A 26,159-nucleotide genomic window follows, 5' to 3' on the forward strand; every position below is an offset into this window, starting at 1 on the left:
GCGTCAACGGCTCTTGTTATCCAACCGATGGGCGAAGCCCCATCTGCCAGTGGTAAAAAAGGTTAGGTTGCTCCTTACAAATGCGACCAAGTAATTTATGAAACTTCAAATGCTTTCTGCCTGTCGATTTGTATTTATACCTAATACACTGGATCAGTGTGAGATTTACATAGTTGAGCACATTTCTTGCCTCACCTGCACTGTACTTGCAGAAATAATTCATCCAACCTCTAAGAACAGGGTTCATCCGCTCAACCAGCTCTTCAAGCGAAGCAGTTTTGTGGTTTCTACGTATCTCTCTGATACTGTCTCGCAGATGTTGGCTTGCGCCTTTGCTAACTGCCGGTGTAAAGCCATTGAAAAAGTTACCATATTTGCTCTTCACAATACGCCGCCGAAAAATGTATCCAAGAAAGTCAAAAGACTCATGTTCATAATGCCCTGGATTTACATCACTTCTACAATATACAATTTTCGTTTTCTCATGATGTAATTCTAGCTTGCATTCTGCCATGCGTTTATTGAGCTGCATCAGCAGTGTCTTTGCTTCTTCCTCAGTCCGGCAATGAATTACAGCATCGTCTGCATATCTTTCCCAAGGGTTTTGCCGATGGTTTCGTTTCATCCACCAATCAAATGCATAATGCATAAACAGATTTGCTAGTACCGGGCTGATTACTCCTCCTTGTGGCGTTCCGGCATTCCGTTCCTGAACGGTTCCATCCGGCATAGCAATTGGTGCTTTCAGAAACCTTTCAATATACAGAGCTACCCATTTGCTGTCAGTATGTTTACGTACTGCTTTCATCATCAGTTCATGGTCAATGTTGTCAAATAGACCTTTGATGTCCAAATCAATGACGCACGGCATTTCCCAACACCGCTTACGAGCTACCCCCACTGCATCCAGTGCAGACCGATTCGGCCTGTATCCATAAGAATCATCACAGAATATTGGCTCCACCTGTGGTTCGAAGTTCATTCGCACCACCATCTGGGCAACCCTGTCACTGATGGTTGGGATTCCGAGTAATCTTTTCTTACCATCCTTTTTCGGAATCTCCACTCCTCTGACTGCAGCGGGAAAATAGCATCCCGATGACATCCTGTTCCATATTTTGTATAGGTTGTTTTTCAAGTCTTTCTCAAATTCGGTGAAATCTACTCCATCAGTTCCACCCGCGCCATGTTTCGCTTTTAGGCGTCTGTACGCTTTCATTACCTGATGTTTTGAAATCTCAAACGGCTTTCCTTCTTTCATTAAATCCTCCCATTTCTGGTTGTTTAATTTCCGAAGTGCAGATAACAGAATCCCTTCGCTCCACTGCCATTACAGCAGTTTCCTCACTACTATGAATTCTTCCGAGACTAAACCTTGCATCGCTACTTTCATCCTTGTCGTGTCAGCGCTTGGATTTTTCGCTTATCATCAAGGTTCAGTTTTCTCCTGTTCCTTATAAGAGCCTATATCGTGCTCCTGTAGCCTTTACGCCGACAGCCATCCGGCCAATAAACAGGCACCCGCCGGACTTTGTCCCAGTTGTGGCTAAATCATCTGGTTTTGACTGCAACAAACCCATTAACGACGCTTCACTGAATACTCCAGTCGTCGAGAGCCATGCGTCCGGTAGTTGAGAGCCACCCGTTGAAATGCACCCCAATTATTAGACACTATGATATAATCATTTCAATCATGAAAGGGGTGCTAAAATTGGGGTAAAGGGACAAAAACTCAAACATTATTCAGGGGACTTTAAGTGTAGCGCAGTAGAAGAAGTTTTAGTCAATCATATGGGGCTTAGAGAGACTGCCCGGAAATATGCCGTAACTCATAAGATGGTACAAACATGGATAAAATTGTATCTGGAAAAAGGCAAGGATTATCTTTACAACGGTGATAACAAACATAAACATGCGTTGATTGATAAGTCGTCAACCAGTCTGAGCATAGATCATACAGCCCCTGTAGAAACAAGAAAACCACGGCATTCAAAAGTGGACGAATCATCATTACCTAATGAAGTTCGTGATGAACTGAATAAGTTGCGAATGGAGAATGCGTACTTAAAAAAATTAAACGCCTTAGTCCGGAAGAAGGAAAAGTCACAAATAAGGACAAAGCTCAAATAGTGCACGAGCTAAGGCATAAATTCAAAGTCACTGAGCTGATAAAAATAGCTGGCATTCCCAGAAGCACATATTACTATCACATTAAGAATCAAAGTAAACCTGATAAGTATGCCTCGATTCGTCCTGTAATAAGTCAGGTATTCACAGATAATAAAGGTCGTTACGGATACCGTAGGATAACTGCAGCGTTAAAGAAACAAGGGCTGATTATAAATCATAAAACCGTACAGAGACTGATGAAAGAGCTGAACCTGTATTGCTATGTAAGAATCAAGAAATATAACTCATATCGAGGCGAGGTTGGAAAAGTTGCTCCTAACCTTTTAAACCGCGAATTTATAGCAATAAAGCCTAATGAGAAGTGGGCTACAGACATCACAGAATTTCATCTGTTTGGCCAGAAGATTTATTTGTCCCCTATATTAGATCTATATAATGGAGAAATCATCAGCTATAATATTTCAAACCATCCACGATTTTCACAGGTGATGGCAATGTTAGATCAGGCTTTTAAAAAGATACCAGACAATACAGACCTAATACTGCATTCGGATCAAGGTTGGCAGTACCGTATGGCAGCATACCATCAAGCTTTGAAAGAAAAAGGAATCCGCCAGAGCATGTCGCGTAAGGCCACATGTTTAGATAATGCCGTAATGGAAAACTTCTTTGGCCATTTGAAATCGGAATTATTATATAATCAGGAATTTGAGTCTGTTGATCATTTTGTCCAGGAACTGCATGCGTACCTGGAATACTATAATCATAAGAGAATAAAGAAAAAGCTTAACTATATGAGTCCTATAGAATATAGGTTGTTACTGGCAGCTGCTTAATATAGCTGAAATTATCTGCGACATTTTGTCTAAATTTTGGGGTCCAGTTCACTATGGCTCACTGTTGCCCGGAACCGTGGCTTTCTGAGGCCGGTGTAAACACTTCACGGGCTATTCACTTTCGTTCAGCTTCACGATACACACCTGACTGCTATCACAGCCTTTTTCATACGCGCTCAGCACCACAACTTTTGGTTGCAGCACCCAATGGTGGTTTGAAACCTGCACCTGCATGCCGGTTCCTAGGGGCCTACCCTCATCTCTTACAAAGCATGTCCGACTGTAACACCATTCTTTCCTTTGCACAGTCGGATTTTCAGGACACACTTAGCCAAATGAGAAGCTTATCCAGTAACCCATGTGATGGATAATGTATAAGGTTATGTACAATACCTAATTAAATTAACCGGATCAGCGCGTTGAAGTAAAAATCTTATGCTAAACCATAAAATCTAATTGTACCTGTATCCAATACGGTAGGCTATCATAATTTTTAGATATTACGGTCCTAATCTCGTTTTCAATTTCATTAACATCTTGTATATCGCTTTTACTGAATAAATGAGAATTGAGAAAAATCGCAGTCTCTCTGGGTATTCCAATCTCAATCATTCTTCTTGTAAACGGTTTATATGCCCCGGTTTGCATACAAAGAAGAAAGACGCTTTCAGGATTAAACATATCGAATATAGGCTTTAATAAGAGCGGCACATTGAAAGATACGTACTTCTGTAATAAGTCTATCGTATCATCGATTTTTTCTGTTGCATCATCACCAATATATTTGTCACCGCTGAGGATTTCTGATAAGGGTTTTTCGCATGACCAATCCATGCAAGCACGGCATAGAGCAGACCTACCGCGACCATCACGATATAATTCAGGAATATAACGAGTGTACATAGAATTTGTGGATTCATTGTCGCGCAAGAACTTTAGCATATCATCAAGCCTTGCTTTCGCCCCTCGTTCTATCGGGATGTTTGGCAATTTCTTGATATTTAGTTCGTTATAAATCGTATTTAATACCAGAGGATCCCAATAACGATTCTTATAGCAGACATCCTTGGGTACATTTATTGCATTCAGTTTATATATAATAGCAGCAACTTGTTCCTTAGAAAGAATAATACCTACTTGATTCATTTTTTCCTTTGCTGAATCGCCGTAACGCAATACGGTTTGACGAATATACGATACCAAATACCCATACTTTTGCATATCAAAATCAACAAATCTATTATTTTCTATTGCATCATGGATGGCTTCTTTGAACTCTTCATACTTTTCGCCGTATCCAGCAGGTATTTCTAACGTGGTATCTTCAAACAAATCCATTTGGTCGTATTCTTCGAGCCCCTCAAAGCCACTTTCATCTAGCACAAATGTGCGGCCAACAAAATCTTTTAATAGCCTTCCGGCACGTCCGCGTAAGTTTGCCATCTCATATGAAGACAACTCTGCTGAATCGCTCAATTTTTTTATATATAAATGAGGGTTTCGCACTATAACATTTTGCGCTGGCATGTTGACACCCTGCATCAACGTTGTAGTACACACAACATTTCTTATCTTTTTTTCGGAAATAGCTTTTTCGAGTGTGCGCCGCACATGCATCGGAAGTTTTCCATGATGATATCCAACACCGCTTTGAAGAGTAGTACACATTGCGTAGTTTGGATTAATTGTATCTGCGTAATAATTGATTAAATCCTCTAAGGGGCCTTTCGATTCTGTATTTTCATTCGAAATAGCTATCGCTATGTCTTTTGCAGTATTTGATGTAGGTGCAAATATTATGTTTTGATCCCCGGAACCAATATTCTCAATTAAGGTCTTTAAATACCCCATATACTCATCGGTATAACGCTTTTTCCCATACCCTGCTATATATGTTGTGTTAGTAATTTCTTTGGAGAATGCTCCAAACCTTTGGGTGCAATACTGCTTTAAATAGTATTTCTCTTTCTCTTTTTTGATGCTATAGGTCAAATTTAGCACGGGACTGACAGGTGTTCTTAATTCGAGAGTAGCTTTACCAAAGATTTTTTGTCCAAGATTATCAATATCATCAATTCTTGGTCCTGATATAATTACTTGTTCGATATTATCCTTTTGCCGGAACTCAATTAAGGTGTCATATAATATCTTTGCGCGCAAATCCGTAGAATGTTGGATCCGTTCGATATTTTGAATTTCATCAGCAATAAGTATTAGCTTTTTTGAAAACACAGGCTCTTCATTTGAGAAAACACTAAGTGCCTTTTCTTGAGTAAGAACATAGATAGTTGAAGAATCTGCTTTGCTGTTAGGAATAAAGCTATTTACTATTTTGCAGTTAGTAATACTAAGCGTTTTTAACATTTTATTATAATCTTCAGTTACCTGATTGAGCAGACTCAGGGTGGGAACGATGTATACAATATCAAGTTCGTCGCTGACTAAGCGAGATATTATTTTCAGCAACAATACAAAAGATTTTCCTGCAGAGGTGGGCGCAGAAATGCCCATAAGCTTGTTTGTATCCATTGCGTCCCATATTTCTTTTTGGAAATCAGTTAGTAAAAAACTATGTTCGTTTATTACGACTTCATTTCGCTGTTGATTCAGTGTTAAGGTGAGCATATCCAGAATGCTATTTGGTCTAAAAAACTTGCCGCCACTTTGTGAAAATTTTTCGTCAATTATTATGGCGGAAGTTGGATAGCCTATACGAGTCAGAATCTTTAATACAAAGTTCTTAATATCATACTTAGTTTTATCTATGTGTTCCCACATAAGCGCGATGACTGTTATAACGTAATTTTAATGCTTATCCTTCTCCATCGCCGTTATATAGTCTAAGCAACGAACTGTATCCATAACAAGTTCATAATCTACCTTGGCCGAATATGAAATAAATTTAGCTTTGTTCGCGATAGCATAGTATTCAATTTCAAGCCATCTGTTCAAAACAGAATCCATAAGCTCCTTCATATAAATAAACCTCTGATTTTTCCTAATCCTATATTAATTCTTGAAATGCTTGTGCTAACTGATCTAAATCCCACACGGGGAAAGCAATATAGGTGATACGATTTAATATCGGATTGTTTGTTATGTCTATTTTATTGTTATCAAAGTTGCGATAACGGTCTTTTATGATTTCTTCTATTTACGCTAATATATTTACCTGATTTGTAATATTGATTTTCTCAGTTTCGCTATATGTTATGATACTGACTAGATGAACTTCAACATTTTCCATTGTTCCGTTTAAGTAAGATTCTGCAACTCTATCCATCGCAGCATCAAGGAAGTCTTCATGTACATAAAGATTCATTTCTTTCTTATGTTTTTTATATGTATCCAAAATGCTATCCAAGGCTTTTTCAAAAGCAGTATTAAATTTATAGTCGCTTATGTATGTTTTTGCCTCACCCAGAATAATAATATTTTTGTCCTCGTCGATTTTGTAATGAATAGCATCAGCCCCAAAGCGCTCATGTTCAGGCGAGGTGAGAATTGGCATTTTGCGCAAAATGGGTATCGCTTTAAAGTATCTTTGAATAAAGTGAAATAGCAGCAGCTCGCCTAGCTGCCCCTGAATAAGTAATTTGGAACCGTCACCCGTTCTGAATTTCTGGTGAGCTTTTCTTTTGAGCTCTGAATTTGCCGCAGCTACGCTTTTACCTTTTACTGTTATGGTATCAATCATTTCTTTATATTTTTCAGAGCTATAAACCCAATCCAGTACAGAGTCAACTAATTCATTAATGAACTCATCGCGCATTTCGGCTAAGTCTTGATATTTTATGCAGGCGCCGAGATGTTCTTTGTCAGCAGGTAGAATATCAAAGCTCTGCTGTATAACATGAATTTTATTAAACAGCGAATCATTATCAATTAGTCTTTTTGCGATTTCTTCTTTGGTCATCATATAAGTCTCCTAAATACGATTTGAGATTATTTATAGACATAACATTCCGTTCTATTTCAAATAGTCCAACCGCTGCGAAGCTATTTTCAATACAAACTGGCAGTTTTTGTATGAATTCTATGTCAAATCCTTCTACTCCTGCATATAATCCCAATTTTCAGCATCTAACTAAAATATTGTCGCACTTACACCGTAACTGCCTCCTTCAACACAAATCCCGGCATGGGTTCGTGCATTTTCCAAACAATACTTATAGGAGAAGAGCCGTAATGGCTTGCGTAATCAGCTAAACCAATACATGTATAGGGAACAGCTGCCTGTCCCTCCTTCTTATAATCCCTCACGAAAATTAGTACTCGGTTTCCGTTTTGTTGTTGATTAATGTATCTCTGCCCGGTGGTTGATTCTACACTGGTTATGCTCTGTGATTGCCAGTGGAACTTTTCCTCATTGATGGCATAATCCCGATACATAGTCGATGGCGAGTAGTCTTTATCAGATTTATTCAGAGTAACGAAAAACACATCCACCCCCTTATCCGGCAGATATAATACCCCTTCCTGGAAATGTTTTCGTTTACTTTGCGTATGCCGCCCTAAGGCAACCAGTATCTGGTCCAGGGTATATTTGCAATACAAGTCCAGAGGGCATGCAAAATCTAAATCCAACGGTTTATCCACGATTTCAATCCATTCATACTGATACTGCAGTAAACCTATTAACTCGTTGTAGACCAGGTCGCTTTTTATGGCATTGTAGATGGCTTCTTCTATGCTTGAAAAGGTATTGCCAAATCATCCAGTCCTTTGCCGTAAACCGTATAATGGAACATTGTAAGCATGGTTCGTTCAATACCGGATAATTCATCCGCAATATAGCCATGGTTCGATTTGATTCTGGGTAATACGTCCAATAAGAATGTGATCCAGCGGCGGGAATTGGCGCTGGACAAACGCAGAAAAGCGCTGGCTAACATCCGTTCATTCTGATCATCGGCTGAATTTTTATCAACCAAACCTGCCTCTGCTGCCAGCGAGCTTAAAGTGAAATGTCTGGAATATATATCTTTGGGCTGGACATGGTAGTCTTCGAAAAATTCTTGAGTATCTATCTTTTTATGTATTTCAAAGTAATCTTTCAATTTCAGTTTAATATTGTGCTTGTTGTTAATGATGTTTTTGATATTCTCCAATATATATTCCTGGGCTTGTCTTTCCATTTGAATCGAGCATCCCCGGGGCACATGAATGAAGCCGTGTTCTATCTCATACTCCACCGTTCTCCGGGTTCGTGCCAGGAGTGCCCTGAACCGTTCCTCAAAATTGAACTTTCTATGGGCCTGGCCTACAAAATCAAGCACAGTAAGGGCTTCTTTCCCTTCACACAGCCTTAAGCCTCGACCCAGTTGCTGAATGAATACGGTTAAACTTTCTGTGGGCCGTAAGAATAGGACTGTATTTATCTCAGGAATGTCTACGCCTTCATTATAAAGATCAACAACAAAAATGAATTTTATTTCTTTGTTAACCAGCCTTTGTTTTACCGTACTGCGTACTGATTCTTCTGATTCTGCCACCAGGTATTCTGATGCTATTCCCGCCTGGTTAAAGCTATCGGCCATATAGCAGGCATGGTCCTTGGAAACGCAAAATCCCAAGCCAATAATATCCGATTTGTCTGAGCAATAATTATCGATAGCTTGAATTATGTTGCCAACCCGGCGCTGGGCCGGGGCGGACTCGAAGACATATAAATTGTCCAGTTGTTTTTGATCATATTTGCCGGCTGTCCATTGTACATTTTTCAAACTCACCGTATCAGTTACACAAAAATAGTGAAACGGGCTGAGCAGTTTACGCTCTATGGCCTCATTCAGCCGCAGTTCGGCGGAGATGCGTCCATTGAAATATTGGAAAACGTTCTTGCCATCAGGCCGCTCAGGGGTCGCCGTCAAGCCCAGCAATATACGGGGCTGATAGTATGTAAGCAATTCCTCGTAAGACGGAGCAGCGGCATGATGGAATTCATCAATAATAATAAAATCATAATGATCCGGGTTGGTTATTGAGGTAAGATCCCTGGAATTGAGTGATTGAATGGATACGAAGAGGTGGTCCAGACTTTCCGGACTGCTGCCTCCCACCATCAGTGAACCGAAGTTATAGTCCTTCAGTATGGCCCGGAAGCAGTCGCGGCTTTGCTGCAATATTTCTTTCCGGTGGGCTACAAACAGCAACCGGTTAAGCTTGCCGGGATTCTCCTGCACGAACCTTTTATAATCAAAAGCTGCCACCACCGTTTTCCCGGTACCGGTAGCCGCTGCCACCAGATTTTTATAGGAATTATGAATCTCTCTTTCCGCTTTAAGTTGGTCCAATATTTCTTGTTGAAAGTAATAGGGGGTAATATCAAATCTGAAGGCAAATTTGTGCTCCTCATCACCGGCATTATAGCGCTCCGATTTAAGAGCCCGGCGCAGCTTATCCGCATCCAATTCCGGGATGAATTTGACAAATTCATGGCTGTTCCAGTATGACTCAAAGGTGGCCTGAACTTTCTTTAATATATCCTGGGAATCGTATTCACTGAGTTTAATATTCCATTCCAATCCGCTGGTCATAGCCGATTCAGATATATTGGAAGACCCGATGTAAGCGCAGCTGAATCCGGTATCCCGCCAAAACACATAGGTTTTGGCATGCAGGCGGGTTCTTTCGGTATCATAGGAAATACGAATTTCTGTATTAGGCAAGCTGGAGAGCTTTTCAATGGCTTTGAAATCGGTAGCACCCATATAAGAGGTGGTAATAACCCGTAAGCTTCCGCCATGGGAGGTGAATTCCTGGAGTTCATTGAAAATCAGCCGCAATCCGCTCCATTTAATAAACGAGACTAAAAGTTCTATCCGATTACAGGTCCTGATTTCCTTTTTTAATTCTGAAACCATGCTGGGTTCATGAATGGCCCCGGTAAACAGCGAATTTTCGGCAATTGAGGTATCGGGACGAATGAGCGTGGCCTTTTGCGGGGTAAGAGCCATTTTGGTGCCTTTTTTATCAACCAGGGCTAATAATAATTTCGCGTCTTTATGTATGATTTTATCTCTGACCAAATCAGCCAATTGGCAGCTGGGTTTAAAGCCTGATTCACCTTTTTCGATGGCAGCGGCGATATATTCGATCAAATTGTTGCACAGCGCTATGCGATTATCCAAGGCTCCATTTTCGCCTTCTATATAGTCCAAAACATCTCTTATAACTAATGCCAGGTAAACAGACAAAATCTTGGACGACTCAGCTGAATCAATCGTGCCGGTCTGCACCATGGTCATTTCGTTGCTGATCTGATCCAAGTGCTGCTGCATAATGTTATTTATGACTTGTTCGTACAGACCGAAAGATAACATAATTTATTACTCCCAATTATGACAAATGGGTCTGATCTAATATTTATGCTCTGTCCTCAGCTTCCTTCAAAGACAGATATACCTGCAACGTCGATATCACTATCTATTACCAATACAAATTATACCACTACTCCCCATTTTCGCCACACTGTAAAAAAACCTTAATTCGTAATGACGTCGTAAAGCAAATTAAGTATTTTTTTTTATTGATTGTATATAATGCTTTACGATCAAGGTTAGAAAGGAGTTGATACAATGGCTAATACAACCAACTTAAACATTCGTGTCGACGAGGAATTAAAACGCAGGGCTGAGGCCATATTTGCCGAGCTTGGGCTAAATATGTCAACGGCAATGAATATTTTCCTACGTTATTGCGTGCGCTATGGCGGCATTCCTTTTGAACTCCGCATTGAAAAACCAAACGCTGAAACTCTGGCTGCGATTGATGATGTCAATAACAATATAAATATGAGTAAAACATTTGAACCACTGCAAAATAAGCTGACATGAAGACCGGTAGTACTCCAACCTAATTCCTCGCGCTTATGCTTCTTTGTGTAACGGTCTCCTTTGTCAATAATTAATAGGCAATTAATTGTAATCAAACCGCTAAACAAGTACCGAGAATTGACAAAAAAAGTTATGTTTCTATATAATCGAAATATACTACAAATCCTATATTGAATGGAGCGATTTACAGGGTGTCACTGGAAAATGGAATGTTAGGTTTTTTGTCAATGAAGCCTCTTTCCGGTTACGATATGAAAAAGCTGTTCGATATGTCCACCGCTTACTTCTGGCCGGCAGATCAGACGCAGATTTACCGAACGCTGAAAAAACTCGTAAAGGAAGGGCTGGTCGAGCTCAAGGAGCAGAAAAAGGGAGAAACCGTTGACCGGAAGGTTTACGCAATCACGGACAGAGGGAGGGAAGAGAATCTAAAACTAATACAGCAAAATACCATTGATGATTTCATCTCCCGCGATTTGTTTTTAATGCAGCTCTTTTTTTCCGGAATCTTGAGCAAAGACGAGAGAATTGGTTTAATTGATACGCAGCTGCGAAATGTCAATGAATTGAAACAACAGCTTCTGAACACTTTCGATACAAACTATGTACAATTTTTACGTTTAACTGGATTGGCAGAGGACGACCCCCGCCTCCGGCCCATCGACTGGACCTATCACTGGGAGCTGATTAAGTGCCAGGAATACGCAAAGCTGCTGAGAAAGATCAAATTGGAAATAAAAAACGAATCTTAAACTGAACAGAAGCTTCTTAGCAAAAGCATTGTACCAGAGAGGCTTGGAAGTCCTCAGTTTTTATTTGACTTATAATACAATCCAATGAGCATGGAGGAATAGTAATGAAAATCATTATTCAACGAAAGCTGTTTTCTTTCTTCTTAGTCATGGCGATAGTGATCAGTCTGATGACAACCCTGACGCTGCCAGCAAACGCGGAAGTCTTAGCTACTCAGGAGTTGAATTTATCCTGGAAAACAGACGCGACTAATGGCTTTTTTGAACCGAATTCATCATTAGGTTCTGATAAAATCAAATATGAGAATAATTCAATTTGGATTGATTCGACGGCAACAAGCAATGAATGGATAGAATTTACTGCAAACCCCGGTGAAGGACTGGAAGCTTTTGATTTGACCTCAGTTACTCTGGGGAAATATGAAAATCCAGCAATCACATTTGAATTTACAGTTACAGGCACAAAAAAAAGCGATGGCTCCGAAGTAAGCAAAAACTTTTCATGGACCTCCGGCACTGAGCTGACAAAACAATTTTCGGGAATTGATTTTACCCAGATTACTAAATTTCGGATCACGGTACAAAATATAAGTACAAAAATAGCTGATATTGAATTCCAGGGATTAACAATTGCAAATCAGACAGGCAGCGGCAACACCTCGCCCGTCATATCAGGTTTCAGCGATGTCACTTACTTGGAGAATGCTGTCAATGCAGACTTCCTGCAGGTCGATTCGGATGTTGCAGTTACGGACAATGAATCGGCTGATTTCGACGGAGGACAGGTTACGGTTTCCTACAGCGGAACACCCTTAGCACAAGATCAACTGTCTGTCGGCAATATTGGAAACATCTCATTGTCAGGCAATGTGGTTAACTATTCGGGAGTCGGTCAAATCGGAACCATAAGCGGGGGCACCAACGGAACGTCTCTGATTATCACTCTGAACGCCAATGCGACGCCTGCAAGGACTACTGAGCTGCTAAGGGCTATCACATATAAGAATACATCCGATGAACCTGCAAGCCATCGTACCATTTCCATTGCTGTCAGCGATGGCGACGGCGGCACCAGCACACCGGTAACGGCAAAGATATCCGTTTCCGGCCAAGCGGAGTCCGGTACAGAATATCCGGCTTTAACGCAGGATCTCAATTCGGCCTGGGTTGAGAACCTTAATAACGGATTCACGATTCAGGGGAACAGCAGCGTCACATTAGGCAGTGATGCAACAAGCATATGGATCAATAATAGTGGCTCACTTACCGTTTCCTTTAATATTGCAGCCGCTGAACAGTTTACAGGAGGTATGTTTGACCTCTCGTCAATGACTTTTGATGTCTTGGGCACCGGGAAAACCTATACCGTCACGATTATCGGGCATAAGTCAAACGGGAGCACCGTAACAGCCAGCGTTACCGGCGACAGCAAAGCGGCGTTAGAAACAATTGACCTGACCGGAATCACAGGGATCGTTTCCTTTGACTTTCAGGTAACGGCCCCAACAACGGCAGATGTAGTAAATATAGGATTGGATTCCTTCACAATTGCAAATCCACAATCAGCGGGCAATATTAACACCTCGCCCGTCATATCAGGTTTCAGCGATGTCACTTACTTGGAGAATGCTGTCAATGCAGACTTCCTGCAGGTCGATTCGGATGTTGCAGTTACGGACAATGAATCGGGTGATTTTGACGGAGGACAGGTTACGGTTTCCTACAGCGGAACACCCTTAGCACAAGATCAACTGTCTGTCGGCAATATTGGAAACATCTCATTGTCAGGCAATGTGGTTAACTATTCGGGAGTCGGTCAAATCGGAACCATAAGCGGGGGCACCAACGGAACGTCTCTGATTATCACTCTGAACGCCAATGCGACGCCTGCAAGGACTACTGAGCTGCTAAGGGCTATCACATATAAGAATACATCCGATGAACCTGCAAGCCATCGTACCATTTCCATTACTGTCAGCGATGGCGACGGCGGCACCAGCACACCGGTAACGGCAAAGATATCCGTTTCCGGCCAAGCGGAGTCCGGTACAGAATATCCGGCTTTAACGCAGGATCTCAATTCGGCCTGGGTTGAGAACCTTAATAACGGATTCACGATTCAGGGGAACAGCAGCGTCACATTAGGCAGTGATGCAACAAGCATATGGATCAATAATAGTGGCTCACTTACCGTTTCCTTTAATATTGCAGCCGCTGAACAGTTTACAGGAGGTATGTTTGACCTCTCGTCAATGACTTTTGATGTCTTGGGCACCGGGAAAACCTATACCGTCACGATTATCGGGCATAAGTCAAACGGGAGCACCGTAACAGCCAGCGTTACCGGCGACAGCAAAGCGGCGTTAGAAACAATTGACCTGACCGGAATCACAGGGATCGTTTCCTTTGACTTTCAGGTAACGGCCCCAACAACGGGAGATGTAGCAAATATAGGCTTGGATTCCTTTACGATCTCAAATCCAGGAACGACAAATGCGCCGCCGACAGAGATATCTCTTGGGAGCAGCACGATCGCGGAGAACGCCGCCCCGGGCACGACAATCGGCACACTCACCACCACTGACGCTGATACCGGCGATACACATACCTACTCGCTTGTATCGGGTATTGGCGATAACGATAATGCCAGCTTTGCTATCGCAGGCAACGAGCTGCGGTCGAACGCGGTCTTTGATTACGAAACAAAATCCGCTTACAGTATCCGTGTCAGGACGACGGATGCGGCAGGCGTTTATTATGAAAAAGCTTTTGTCATTTCGGTAACCGATGCTTATGAAAACCCGGTTGTCACGACTAACAGCGCGCTAACACTTAATGAAGACGCTACCGCGACGGTCATCACCAATACTTACCTGAAAACAACGGTCAACGCCGGACGCTCTGCCATATATACATTGACCACAGCGCCGGTGAAGGGCACTGTGAAAAAAAGCGGCACCGGATTAAATGCCGGTGATACCTTTACGCAGTCCGATATAGATACAGCTTTGATTACATATACGCCAAATGCGAATGCAAACAACATGGATGAAATTACCTTCTCGGTCACAGACGGCATGAACACCCTTGCCGGAAATACCTTTACTATTAACATAACCCCAGTGAACGATGCGCCAGTAATAGCGAGCAACACCGGGGTAACGGCAGACGAGGGAGAAGCCGTCACCATTACCCAATCTGCGCTTGAGGTAACCGACATCGATAGCGGGGTTAGCGCCCTAACCTATACAATAAGCACAGCACCTGTCAACGGAACACTTTATAAGAGCGGTGTTGCTATGTCGGCCGGGGGAACCTTTACACAAGACGATATAAACAACAGCAGGATTACATATACCCACAACGGAAATGAGACTCTGGCCGACAGCTTCATCTTCACCGCTTCCGACGGAGCGGGCGGAACTATCGGGGCAACGACATTTAGTATTACAGTCAATCCAACCAACGACGATCCGTTTATAACGGGGTTGCCTTCTGATATAACGGTAACAGAAAATACGCCCAGCAATGTTGATTTGTCGGCTGTCACGCTGACCGATGCCGATTCTGGCGGGAACAGCATTACGCTGACTCTGTCCGTTAATTCCGGCACACTCTCGGCCACATCAGGCGGCGGGATTACCGTTTCGGGTTCGGGAACGCCCACTTTAACCTTAACCGGATCAGCCGCAAATATTGATACTTACCTGAATACCGCCTCAAATATCCAGTATACAGGCGCAGAAGGCTCGCACGGCAACAATGCCGATACCCTGACCCTCATCGCAAACGACTGCGGATACACAGGCACAGGCGGCGGCGGGGATATTTCCCTCGGTACCGTCAATATCGACATCACAACGATTGCTCCGACCGTAACGAATGTGACCTCTACGAATAACGCCGGCACTTACGGCATCGGCGAAACGATTGCAATTACAGTTGAATTTAGTCATGCCGTTACGGTCACCGGCACACCTCAACTGGCATTGGAAACCGGCGTGGTTGACAGAACCGCCAATTATTCGATCGGCTCGGGAACGAATACGCTGACCTTTACCTACACGACGCAGGCGGGAGACGAGTCTCCCAATCTAAATTACAAAGCCACAAATTCCCTTTCACTTAACGGCGGAACCATTAAGCGCGGAGACACAAACGCCGTTTTGACCCTGCCCGCACCGAATACGGCAGGATCACTGGGAGCAAACAAGGCCATTGTAATCCAGTCCTTCCCATCGGTCAGCCTGAGCGTCGGCTCCGCGAATATTGCAGAGAATGGGGGCACGTCAACCATTACAGCAACGCTGTCAGAAATTTCAAGCCAGGACGTAGTTGTTACTCTGTCCTATTCCGGAACCGCAACCAGCGGAACCGATTACAACCACAATGCAAGCACGACCATCACCATTCCTGCCGGAAGCCTGTCCGCCAATGCCGTAACAGGCATTACGGCAATACAGGATACCGATCCGGAAGGCAACGAAACCATTATCATTGATATTGCCGGCGTCTCGAAGGGCATTGAAAGCGGAGTCCAGCAGCAGACGATCACCATTCTGGATGACGATATTCCGGTGGTCGTCAGTGTTTCAAGTGCAACGACCGACGGCAGTTACAAGGCAGGAGATGTTATTGCCGTTACCATAACATTCAACGCGGCCGTGACGGTAACAGGTACCCCGCAACTGCTTCTGGAAACCGGCACTACGGACAGGACAATCAACTATACATCCGGTTCGGGAACAACTACATTAACTTTCAACTATACCGTTCAGTCGGGTGATACCAGCGGTGATTTGGATTATGTGGGCACCGCTTCCCTCACGCTCAACGGCGGTTCCATAACGAGCAGCGGCGTTGCTGCAAGCCTTGTTCTGCCCACTCCGGGTGCCCCGGGATCACTAAGGGCCAATAAAGCGATTGTTATTGATACGACGGCGCCCACAGCAGAAATCACAGTTGCCGATACCGCTTTGAAAGCAGGAGAAACGTCCATGGTTACCATCACCTTCTCGGAGGCGGTAACCGGCTTTGCCAATGCCGACCTGACCATTGCGAACGGCGGTTTGAGTATTGTCAACTCGATGGACGGCGGAATCACATGGACTGCGACTTTAACGCCAGCAGCCGATATTGAAGATAACGCCAATGTGATTACGCTGAATAATACAGGCGTGCTTGACGCGGCTGGAAACGAAGGCGTCGGCACAACAGAGTCCAATAATTACGCGATTGATACAAAGCATCCGACGGCGACAGTGGCGATGAGCAGCGCCACCTTGGCGCAAGGACAGACATGCACCGTGACCTTCACGTTCTCAGAGGTGGTAACCGGCTTTGCCAACGACGATATAACGATTGACAACGGCATTTTGGCTGCCGTAAGCTCGGCAGACGGCGGTGTAACCTACACCGCTGCCTTCACTGCTGCCAGCGTTAATGACGACACTAACACAATTATTGTGAACCTTACGGGAATAACAGACACAGCAGGAAATGCCGGCACCGGCACAGCTTGCTCGGCAAATTATAAAATTATCATCCCCACTGCTCCCGGCATGCCGACAATCGGTACTGCGACAGCGGGGAACGGACAGGTCACCGTCAGCTTTACACCTCCGGCATCTGACGGAGGTGCGGCTATAACCAGCTATACCGTTACAGCAAGTCCTGGAGGTATTACCGCCACAGGGAACGCAAGTCCGATAACAGTGACGGGTCTTACAAACGGTACGGCATATACCTTCACCGTAACGGCGACTAACAGCGCAGGCACAGGCGCGGCATCTGCGGCGTCTAACAGCGTAACGCCGCAGGCGCCTTCAACAGGAGGCGGTGGCGGGAATTCCACGCCCACGCAGACATATCAAGCGGATGTAAAAGCCGGTGGCGCCGGCTCCAGACTGCCGGTAACGGTTGACAGACATTCCGGCAGTGCCTCCGTCGATGCAAGTTCTCAAAGCAATCTGATGTCCGAAGGGAAAAGCGCCATTATAACGATACCCTCCATTCCTAATGTTGATACCTATTCAGTCGGCATACCGATACCGGATCTGTCCACGGTCGATACGCATGGCAGTCTGACCGTTGATACCGAAAAAGGGAGCATAATTGTTCCGTCTAATATGCTGACAGGCATTAAAGGAACGAACGGAAAGAAGGCGCAAATCACCATCGGAGAGGGAGATAAAAACAATCTGCCTGACAAGGTGAAAGCCGTCATCGGGGTTAGACCTCTCATCCGGATCACAATGTCCATTGACGGAAGACTGATCGAATGGAGCAATCCCGCTGCGCAGGTAACAGTATCCATACCCTATATGCCGACTGCGGAGGAGCTTGCAAATCCTGAAAGCATCGTCGTCTGGTACATCGACGGCAGCGGCAACGTTGTCACCACTCCCAACGGACGCTATGATGTGGCGACAGGCATGGTCACCTTCAGCACCACTCATTTAAGTGACTATGCGGTTGCTTTCAATAAAGTAGTCTTCAGTGACGTGACTAATACCGCTTGGTATTCAGACGCGGTGAGCTTCATCGCCGCAAGGGAAATCACGACAGGTACTGGCGGAGGCAAATACAGCCCTAACGCTAAGCTGACCCGCGGCGAATTGATTGTCCTGACAATGAGAACTTATGGCATTTCTCCTGTTGCAAACCCCACGGATAACTTCTCCGATGCTGGCAACGCCTATTACACCGGCTATCTTGCGGCGGCAAAGCGGCTCGGGATTACGTCAGGCGTAGGTAACAATATGTATATGCCAGACAAGGAAATCACTCGTCAGGAGATGTTCACATTGCTATACAATACGCTGAAGGTCATTGGCCAGCTACCGCAAGGAGATTCGGGCAAGATACTCTCTGACTTCACCGATGCTGGACAGGTATCCTCATGGGCTATTGACGCCATTGATTTGCTGGTCAAAACCGGTACTATCAGCGGCTCGGGCAGAAAGCTGATCCCGACTGCTACGACCACCAGAGCAGAGATGGCGCAAGTGCTGTATAATCTGATTTCGAAATAAAAGAGTTCTATAAAGTACGCAAAAAAGCAGGAAGACGTCCACTTAATCGGGATAGTTTTCCTGCTTTAGCTACGGGGCGCCTTGGTACCTACCCCGCCCGGACTTTCACCGGCTAGAATGTGCGTGCCTGCTGGGCACGCAGAAATACCAAAAAGCCCAGCACTGCTGGGCTTCCTATTATATCAAAGATTAAGTTTAAAAATGGTCGGAGTGACTGGATTTGAACCAGCGGCCTCTACGTCCCCAACGTAGCGCTCATACCAAACTGAGCTACACCCCGACGCAAGGAATATTGTACACCAGAAGCAGTACCCCGTCAAGAGTGATTGTGCTTTAAACGGGCATTTATAATGAATCCTTATTACCCGTTGATCTGCTCCAGTTCAAACTGTTTATGCAGCGCCTTTACCGCAGCTTTTATCTTACTCTCGTCTACGATGCATGACACCTTGATTTCGGAAGTGCTTATCATCTCAATATTTATGTTCTCATCAGCCAGGGCGGCGAACATGGCAGCCGCTACTCCGGGGTTGCTCTGCATGCCCGCACCCACGATGGAAACTTTGGCTACCTTATCCCCGTAAGCCATGCCCGAAGCGCCGATTTCTTCTACCAGCTTCTCTACTACGGGCAAAGCCAGCGGCAGATCATCACTGCAAACAGTAAAAGCTATATCATTATGTTCTTCCCGGGTGGCACTCTGTATTACCATATCCACGTTTACTCCGGCCCGGGCCAGATCATTAAAAATCAAGCTGGCCACGCCAGGTTTATCGGGCAAATCAAATATACCTATCTTGGCGCATTTGATATCATGGGCAATTCCGGTAACGATTCTTTGTTGTTCCATATTCGCAACCTCCGTTATAATGGTTCCCGGTTCCAGGTTAAAACTGCTGCGTACTTCCACCTCCACCTTATAGAGCATGGCAAATTCAACTGCCCGGGGCTGCATTACCACCGCACCCAGACTGGCCATCTCCAGCATTTCTTCGTAGGAGATGGACCGGAGTTTACTCGCATCTTTAACTATCCGGGGATCAGCCGTATACACTCCTTCCACATCAGTGAATATCATGCAGCGTTTTGCCCCCAGGCTGGCCGCCAAAGCAACGGCACTGGTATCAGAACCGCCCCGGCCCAGAGTGGTGACATCACCTTCTCTGGATAGCCCCTGAAAACCTGCAATGATTATTATTTTGCCGGAACTCAATTCCTTTTCCACACGGCTGGTATCTATACCGTTGATTCGGGCTTTACTGTAATTGGAGTCGCTTTTGACCCCTGCCTGCCAGCCGGTCAGAGAAATAGCTTTGCAGCCTATTTTATCCAGGGTAAGGGCCAGCAGGGCTGCCGACTGCTGTTCTCCCGTGGCCAGCAGGGCATCCATTTCGCGCAGGTTCAGGTCATTGCCAACGGCTGCTGCCAGCTCCAGTAAATCGTCGGTAGTATCTCCCATCGCTGAAACCACGACGATCACCTCATTGCCTTGTTCCTGCAGGCTTTTCACCCGTAATGCCACATTTTTTATTTTCTCTGTGCCGGCTACCGAGCTGCCGCCGAATTTACATACTATCCGTGCCAAATCCTTTTTCACTCCTATTCTCCACTGCCCTCCAGCCTGATTACATTGTCGATTGCTCCAACTATGCTCATGCCTTTAAGAACCGTTAATGAATCACGCAAATCCTGTTCCCGTACTTGGTGGGTTATCATTATCAGTTCAGCCATATCGGCTTCACTGGTTTTTTGCAGCACACTGGCTATACTCACATTGTTGTTGCCGAAAACGCCGGCAATCCCTGCCAGCACCCCGGGACGATCCTTTACGGTCATCCTTACATAGTATTTGGCCTGCAGTTCCTCGATTCCTACTATGGTTTTGTTTTCATAACAGGTGCAGCCGATACGGGCATTGGACTGGTGCAGCAGGTTGCGTCCGATTTCTATTATATCCCCGACCACGGCGCTGGCGGTAGGCATTTTCCCTGCTCCCCGGCCAAAATGCATAATTTCACCCACAGCATCGCCTCGGACAAAAACCGCGTTGAAAACGTCATTGACGGAAGCCAGCGGATGGTTGACCGGTAAAAAAGCCGGGTGCACCCGAGCTTGTACCCGTCCGGCCTCATCCTCTTTGGCGATGGCCAAAAGTTTGATGACATAGCCCAGTTCCCGGGCATATGTGATATCGGCCGGGGTTATGGAGGTGATCCCCTCTACATAAACATCATCCAGGGTAATCCGGCTGTTAAAGGCTATGGAAGAAAGTATGGCTATTTTACGCGCGGCATCCAGGCCCTCTATGTCAGCGGTCGGGTCAAACTCGGCATATCCCATCTGCTGGGCTTCAGCCAGAACCTGGCTGAATTCCCGTCCCTCCTGACTCATTTTAGTAAGGATGTAGTTGGTGGTTCCATTCAGTATGCCTATTACTTCCTGGATGCAATTGCCCGCCAGAGATTGTTTCAAGGGGTATACAACCGGTATTCCGCCGCCGACACTGGCTTCAAAGTAGAAATCAATCCCGTTCTCCCCTGCTGTTTCAAAAAGTTCCCTGCCTTTTACCGCTATAAGGTCTTTATTGGCAGTAACTACGTGCTTGCCCGCCTGCATGGCTTTAATAATAAAGGTAAAAGCAGGTTCTATCCCCCCGATTAATTCCACTACAATGTTGATATCCGGGTCGTTTAATATGGCATCAATATCCCCGGTAAGCATATTTTCAGGAAGACCCAGGGTACGGCATTTATCCGGTTCCTTTTCCAGCACCCTTTTAACAGCAATATTATCTCCGGTTCTTCGGGCAATGGCTTCGGCATTTTTCCGCAGCAGTTCCACCACTCCGGAACCAACCGTCCCGCAGCCCAGCAGTCCAATGTTGATCATTTCCTACCTCCTAGCTATCAACTTTTTCCGACTATCTCAGTGCTGATAACGCCATTCAGGCTCTGCAGACGAGCCAGCAGTTCATCTACTGCTACCGTCATTTCTTCGATACTGATAGACAGGGTGACATAAGCTACCCCATGCAGGGGCAGATTCTGGTTGATAGTCAAGACATTGCCCTGCAGCTGGGCAATGCAATTTAATACCCCTGATAGAATACCTGAAATATGTTTAAGCAGCAAGGAAATATTGATAATAGCCATATTGTCGGCATTGAAAAAGGGGAAAACCCCGTCTTTATATTTATAGTAAGTGCTCCTGGCTATGCCCAGTCTGTCCACGGCATCCTGGATATTGTCCGCTTCTCCCCGGATCAGCATTTCTTTCACCGCTGCGGTCTTTTGTATTGATTCAGGTAAAATGTCCTCCCGGACCAGGTAGTACTTCTTTTCAGGCAATAAAAAACCACCTCCCGTCCATGCTGGGTGGAATTTAATCTTTCGTATGCGGACATTATAACATTATCCGAAAATTGCCGCAATCCTCTTTTAAGGATAGGGGATGTTGTCTGGTAGCCGGAGGAGCATCCTGTTTTTCACAACACTTTCACCGAATTGGAGTATAATTAGAATGATATTTTTGGGCATACCGGGAGGCTGGTCATGGAACACGGTTTTATGCGGGCAAAAATCAGCAAGAGGATACTAATCGTAATTGGGGTTCTACTTATCAGTGGCATCATATCAGCTTTTACTTACGGCAATTGGTGGGGACAGTCTCCGTCGTTCGGACTGGATGAGGGGGAAAAGATAGTAAACGTAATGATCGGCTGTCCCCCGGAGCGGCAAACCCTGGAATCATACATAGAGGAGCGCTCGGATGTACTAACCCGCCTGGCCGCGGACAATGCTGACAGCAGTATTGAAGCCCTGCTGGTTTTTCGTAACTATTTGACTAATGAGCAGTTAAGGGCGTTCATCAAGGCTAACCATCTTGCGGTTTCAGGAATCTGGGCCACTGCGCCAAAGGATTGCGGCAACCAAAACCCCAACCATAAAGTGGAGAATAATAACATAGGACAGGCTCTGGATAACATAGCCGAGCTTTATTTTGACTCTGCCGTTAATAGTACCGATTTAATGGTTTACGGTATTCTGGTTAATGGAACCAGGGCCGGTATGGATGACTTGAAAGACAACCCGGCCCTGTGTCTGGTTGACCCCCATTATCACGCTGATGCTGAAAAACTGGCGATGGATAAGAAATACCGGCTCAAGTATTACGACTGTCCCCTGATGCCGACAGAGCCTGGCCGGGATTAACCACCAGATAAATAAAAAGGGCCTGCCTTGCGGGCAGACCCCCTTGAAAAAGTCCTCTTAATTACTATATTATTATACAGATTAAACCGCCGCTGCCTTCGTTGACAATTCTTTGCAGGGTATCCTGGAGTTTAACCTGGGCGTTTTCCGGCATCCGGTGCAGTTTATTTTGTATGCCTTCCCGTACCAGGTCATGCAGGGATTTGCCGAAGATATTGGAATCCCAAATCTTGGTGGGATCTTCCTCGAACTCATCCAGCATGTAGCGTACCAGTTCCTCACACTGCTTTTCGGTACCGATTATGGGTGTAATCTCAGTGGTTATATCAGCCCGGATTATATGAAGGGATGGGGCTTTGGCTTTCAGTTTGACCCCAAACCGGCTTCCCTGCCTTATAAGTTCGGGTTCTTCCAAAAACATCTCTTCCAGCCTGGGGGTAACTACCCCGTAGCCGGTTTCGCGGACCTCGTCCAAGGCTGATGATACCTTGTCAAATTCTTTTTTGGCAATGCTCAAGTCTTTCATCAGCCGCATGATGTCATGGGTTCCTTCCACGCTAAAACCGCTCACATCACTTAAGGAGCGGTAAAACAGTTCTTCCGGTACGGTTACGTCAATGGAAGCGGTGCCGGTACCCAGGCTCATTTCCTCCAGGCTGACATAACTTATGTTTTCGATATCCGATAGTTTTTCGATGGCACGGTCGATGTCCCGTACCTTTTTGATTCCGCTGAGCACCTCCCTGATGGAGTCTTCCAGGTTCTCCCGCAGCCAGAACTCTTCATCCAGCTCATCAACCCAGCGGGGCAGTTTGATGTTTACTTCCTGCACCGGGAATTCGTAGAGGACTTCCTCCAGTACTCCCAGCATTTGATCTACCGACATTAAGGCTACATCCGCAGGTATAACACTAACGCCATACTTGTCACTTAACTCTTCGGCCAGATTCAGGGTTTCCCGGTCATAGGGACGGGTAGAGTTCAGTATGATAATGAACGGTTTGTTCAGCTCTTTCAGTTCGTTGACTACCCTTTCCTCCGGTTCCTCATAGCTGCTTCTGGGGATATCGCTGATGCTGCCGTCGGTAGTGATTACCAGACCGATGGTGGAATGGTCGGCAATAACCTTCCTGGTTCCTATTTCGGCTGCTTCCTCGAAGGGAACCTCATAGTCAAACCAGGGAGTTCTTACCATACGAGGTTCTTCATCTTCTTCGTAGCCCAGTGCGCCTTCAACGGTATAGCCAACGCAGTCTACCATTCTCACCTTCAGGCTGATACCGTTGGTGGTACTGATTTCTACTGCTTCGTTGGGCACAAATTTGGGCTCCGTAGTAGTGATTGTTCTCCCCGCACCGCTCTGAGGAAGCTCGTCTTTGGCCCGTTCCTGGTCGTAAATGTCTTTTATATTCGGTATCACCATCATTTCCATAAATCTTTTTATAAACGTTGATTTGCCGGTTCTGACCGGGCCTACTACTCCCAGATAGATATCGCCTCCAGTTCTTTCAGCAATATCATTTAAGATAATGTTTCCTTCCACTTCTCTTTTTCCCTCCCTTGGATTTAGACTTTTTAAGGCACCCTCCCTTCGATAATACGGATACCCCTTAATCATGGTTGCGCTATAACAGTATAAATATATTTATCAAATTCAGGTAATATAACCAGAAAAGAAAAAAAGTGTGTTTGATTTCACACTTTTTAGCCTTTACCACCCTTTTATATTTACCGCAATTTCTTCGAGTTCATGTTTTCTTCGCCTTTTCATCAGCATTTCAACCGTTTCCCGGGTCGACCGGGCTTCATATAGGATGCCGTAGCAGGCCCGGCTTATGGGCATCTCCACCCTGAGACGCTCGGCAACGGTATTAACTACGCGAACGGTGTGAGCGCCTTCCACCACCATACCTATCTCCTGCAAGGCTTGCTCCATGCTGTAACCCCGCCCCAAGAGCTCGCCCGCCCTGCGGTTGCGGGAGTATTTGCTGGCGCAGGTGACAACCAGATCCCCCATGCCGCTGAGACCGGAAAAGGTACGGTAATCCCCCCCCATGGCTACCCCCATGCGGGTTATTTCCGTGAGGCCCCGGGTCATCAAGGCAGCTCTGGTATTGTCTCCGAATCCCAAACCATCGCACATACCGGTTGCCAATGCTACTATGTTCTTTAGCGCCCCACCCAGCTCCACGCCTGCAACATCGGGGTTGGTGTAGACCCGAAACACCGGTGACATATATGTATCCTGAACCAAAAAAGCAGTATCACGAGCAGGAGAGGCTACCGTGACTACCGTTGGCACCCTGCGGGCCACTTCCTCGGCATGGCTGGGACCGGATAAAACTACATAGCGCTGTAATATATCCTCTCCCAAAACATCCGCTGTCACCTGGCTCATCCGCATACCGGTTTCGATCTCCAGCCCTTTGGCGGTATTGACCATGACCGTTTCCGGTCTAAGCAGCGGCTGCAGCAGTTTTAATACTGACCGCAAGGCTTGAGAGGGTACGGCCAGCACTATCAATTCTGCACCGGCAACGGCTGCGGCCAGCTCATTTACCACTTCAATATTATCGGGGAGGATTACTCCAGGCAGGAACTTTTTGTTTTCCCGCTCTTTCATTATTGATTCCAATCCGTCTTCAGCTCTGCCCCAAAGAGCAAGCTGCCTGGTTTTGCCGCTGAGCAGGATGGCCTGAGCCGTACCCCAGCTGCCTGCTCCCAGAACTGCGATTCTGTCCATAATTACCTCCACAACTATGGTTAGGCCCTATCTCCTATTCGAGCTTCGGTGCCCTGCCTCAGCTTTCTGATGTTTTCCCGGTGCCGATACACTACCAACGCTGCCATTAAGACGCTTAACAGGATGTACTCCCAGGGGTTGTGCAGCATCAAGGCAATAACAGGAAGTAAAACAGCCACCGCTATCGATGCCAGGGATACGTAGCGGCTGACATAGACCACTGCTATAAATATCAAAAGCAGAATAATTACGACTTTAGGCATAAGCCACAGCACTACCCCCCCGGCTGTGGCTACCGCCTTGCCCCCACGGAATCTTAAAAACAGAGGATAACAATGCCCTATGACCGCAGCCAGTGAACAAAGCGCAGCCAAAAGTAACCCGCCCAGGGTTAAACCCAGCCATGCTGCCAGCACGCCTTTTATCAGGTCTCCCGCCAGAGCCAGCAATGCCGCCCCGGTCCCTGAGGTGCGAAATACATTGGTTGCTCCTACATTGCCGCTCCCCCGGGTACGTACGTCAGTATGGGCCAGAACCCGGGCTGCAATATAGGAGAACGGTATAGAGCCAATAAGGTAACACAGCAGTATCAACAAGAATTCTCTCAAACCCAAC

At 45.5% G+C, this 26,159-nt stretch carries 13 protein-coding genes, 1 tRNA gene and 2 pseudogenes; 5 read left to right on the forward strand and 11 right to left on the reverse strand.

Annotated elements, in window-relative coordinates; translation table 11 throughout:
- Positions 1-16 precede the first annotated feature (16 nt).
- On the reverse strand, positions 17-1,261 hold the full coding sequence (ltrA, locus tag ACU70B_RS09490; RefSeq protein ID WP_447183307.1) for a group II intron reverse transcriptase/maturase: 1,245 nt from the start codon (positions 1,259-1,261) through the stop codon (positions 17-19).
- Positions 1,262-1,791: 530 nt separating this feature from the next.
- Between ltrA and ACU70B_RS09495 the strand changes: the two are divergent.
- Positions 1,792-2,966: pseudogene (locus tag ACU70B_RS09495) on the forward strand (IS3 family transposase).
- Between the two features lie 438 nt (positions 2,967-3,404).
- Here the strand turns inward: ACU70B_RS09495 and ACU70B_RS09500 are convergent.
- From ACU70B_RS09500 to ACU70B_RS09510, 3 genes and pseudogenes are all read right to left on the reverse strand, one after another.
- Entirely contained in the window at positions 3,405-5,744 is a 2,340-nt protein-coding gene (locus ACU70B_RS09500; RefSeq protein WP_447183308.1) for a DEAD/DEAH box helicase, read from the reverse strand.
- 376 nt (positions 5,745-6,120) lie between these two features.
- Positions 6,121-6,885 (reverse strand): HamA C-terminal domain-containing protein, encoded by a 765-nt coding sequence (locus ACU70B_RS09505; protein WP_447183309.1) that lies wholly within the window; start codon positions 6,883-6,885, stop codon positions 6,121-6,123.
- Between the two features lie 185 nt (positions 6,886-7,070).
- Positions 7,071-10,291: pseudogene (locus ACU70B_RS09510) on the reverse strand (DEAD/DEAH box helicase).
- A 255-nt stretch (positions 10,292-10,546) separates the two neighbouring features.
- On the opposite strand from ACU70B_RS09510, the gene ACU70B_RS09515 reads away from it, so the two are divergent.
- The 3 genes from ACU70B_RS09515 to ACU70B_RS09525 all read left to right on the forward strand — a co-directional run bounded on the left by ACU70B_RS09515 (position 10,547) and on the right by ACU70B_RS09525 (position 18,590).
- Complete coding sequence (locus ACU70B_RS09515; protein WP_447183310.1) at positions 10,547-10,804, forward strand: type II toxin-antitoxin system RelB/DinJ family antitoxin; 258 nt, start codon at positions 10,547-10,549, stop codon at positions 10,802-10,804.
- Positions 10,805-10,995: 191 nt separating this feature from the next.
- The gene (locus ACU70B_RS09520) at positions 10,996-11,556 is read left to right on the forward strand and encodes a PadR family transcriptional regulator (RefSeq protein ID WP_447183311.1); all 561 of its coding nucleotides are present in this window, start codon (positions 10,996-10,998) and stop codon (positions 11,554-11,556) included.
- A gap of 104 nt (positions 11,557-11,660) precedes the next feature.
- Positions 11,661-18,590, forward strand: coding sequence for an Ig-like domain-containing protein (locus tag ACU70B_RS09525; protein WP_447183312.1), 6,930 nt, complete (start codon positions 11,661-11,663; stop codon positions 18,588-18,590).
- A 202-nt stretch (positions 18,591-18,792) separates the two neighbouring features.
- Here ACU70B_RS09525 and ACU70B_RS09530 read toward each other — a convergent pair.
- From ACU70B_RS09530 to ACU70B_RS09545, 4 genes are all read right to left on the reverse strand, one after another.
- Positions 18,793-18,870: transfer RNA gene (locus ACU70B_RS09530), tRNA-Pro, on the reverse strand.
- Positions 18,871-18,951: 81 nt separating this feature from the next.
- Positions 18,952-20,187 (reverse strand): aspartate kinase, encoded by a 1,236-nt coding sequence (locus tag ACU70B_RS09535; protein WP_447183313.1) that lies wholly within the window; start codon positions 20,185-20,187, stop codon positions 18,952-18,954.
- Positions 20,188-20,189: 2 nt separating this feature from the next.
- Positions 20,190-21,479 (reverse strand): homoserine dehydrogenase, encoded by a 1,290-nt coding sequence (locus ACU70B_RS09540; protein WP_447183314.1) that lies wholly within the window; start codon positions 21,477-21,479, stop codon positions 20,190-20,192.
- Positions 21,480-21,496: 17 nt separating this feature from the next.
- A complete protein-coding gene (locus ACU70B_RS09545; RefSeq protein ID WP_447183315.1) occupies positions 21,497-21,937 on the reverse strand; it encodes an ACT domain-containing protein in 441 nt (146 codons plus the stop codon).
- A 204-nt stretch (positions 21,938-22,141) separates the two neighbouring features.
- Here ACU70B_RS09545 and ACU70B_RS09550 point away from each other — a divergent pair, with 204 nt between their 5' ends.
- Positions 22,142-22,801, forward strand: coding sequence for a hypothetical protein (locus ACU70B_RS09550; protein WP_447183316.1), 660 nt, complete (start codon positions 22,142-22,144; stop codon positions 22,799-22,801).
- A gap of 64 nt (positions 22,802-22,865) precedes the next feature.
- Here ACU70B_RS09550 and spoIVA read toward each other — a convergent pair whose 3' ends face one another.
- From spoIVA to plsY, 3 genes are all read right to left on the reverse strand, one after another.
- Positions 22,866-24,344, reverse strand: a complete 1,479-nt coding sequence (spoIVA, locus tag ACU70B_RS09555; RefSeq protein WP_447183317.1) for a stage IV sporulation protein A — start codon at positions 24,342-24,344, stop codon at positions 22,866-22,868.
- Positions 24,345-24,512: 168 nt separating this feature from the next.
- Positions 24,513-25,544, reverse strand: coding sequence for an NAD(P)H-dependent glycerol-3-phosphate dehydrogenase (locus ACU70B_RS09560; RefSeq protein WP_447183318.1), 1,032 nt, complete (start codon positions 25,542-25,544; stop codon positions 24,513-24,515).
- A gap of 20 nt (positions 25,545-25,564) precedes the next feature.
- Complete coding sequence (plsY, locus tag ACU70B_RS09565) at positions 25,565-26,152, reverse strand: glycerol-3-phosphate 1-O-acyltransferase PlsY (RefSeq protein ID WP_447183319.1); 588 nt, start codon at positions 26,150-26,152, stop codon at positions 25,565-25,567.
- Positions 26,153-26,159: the final 7 nt, after the last annotated feature.

Source organism: Syntrophomonas curvata, assembly GCF_052976825.1.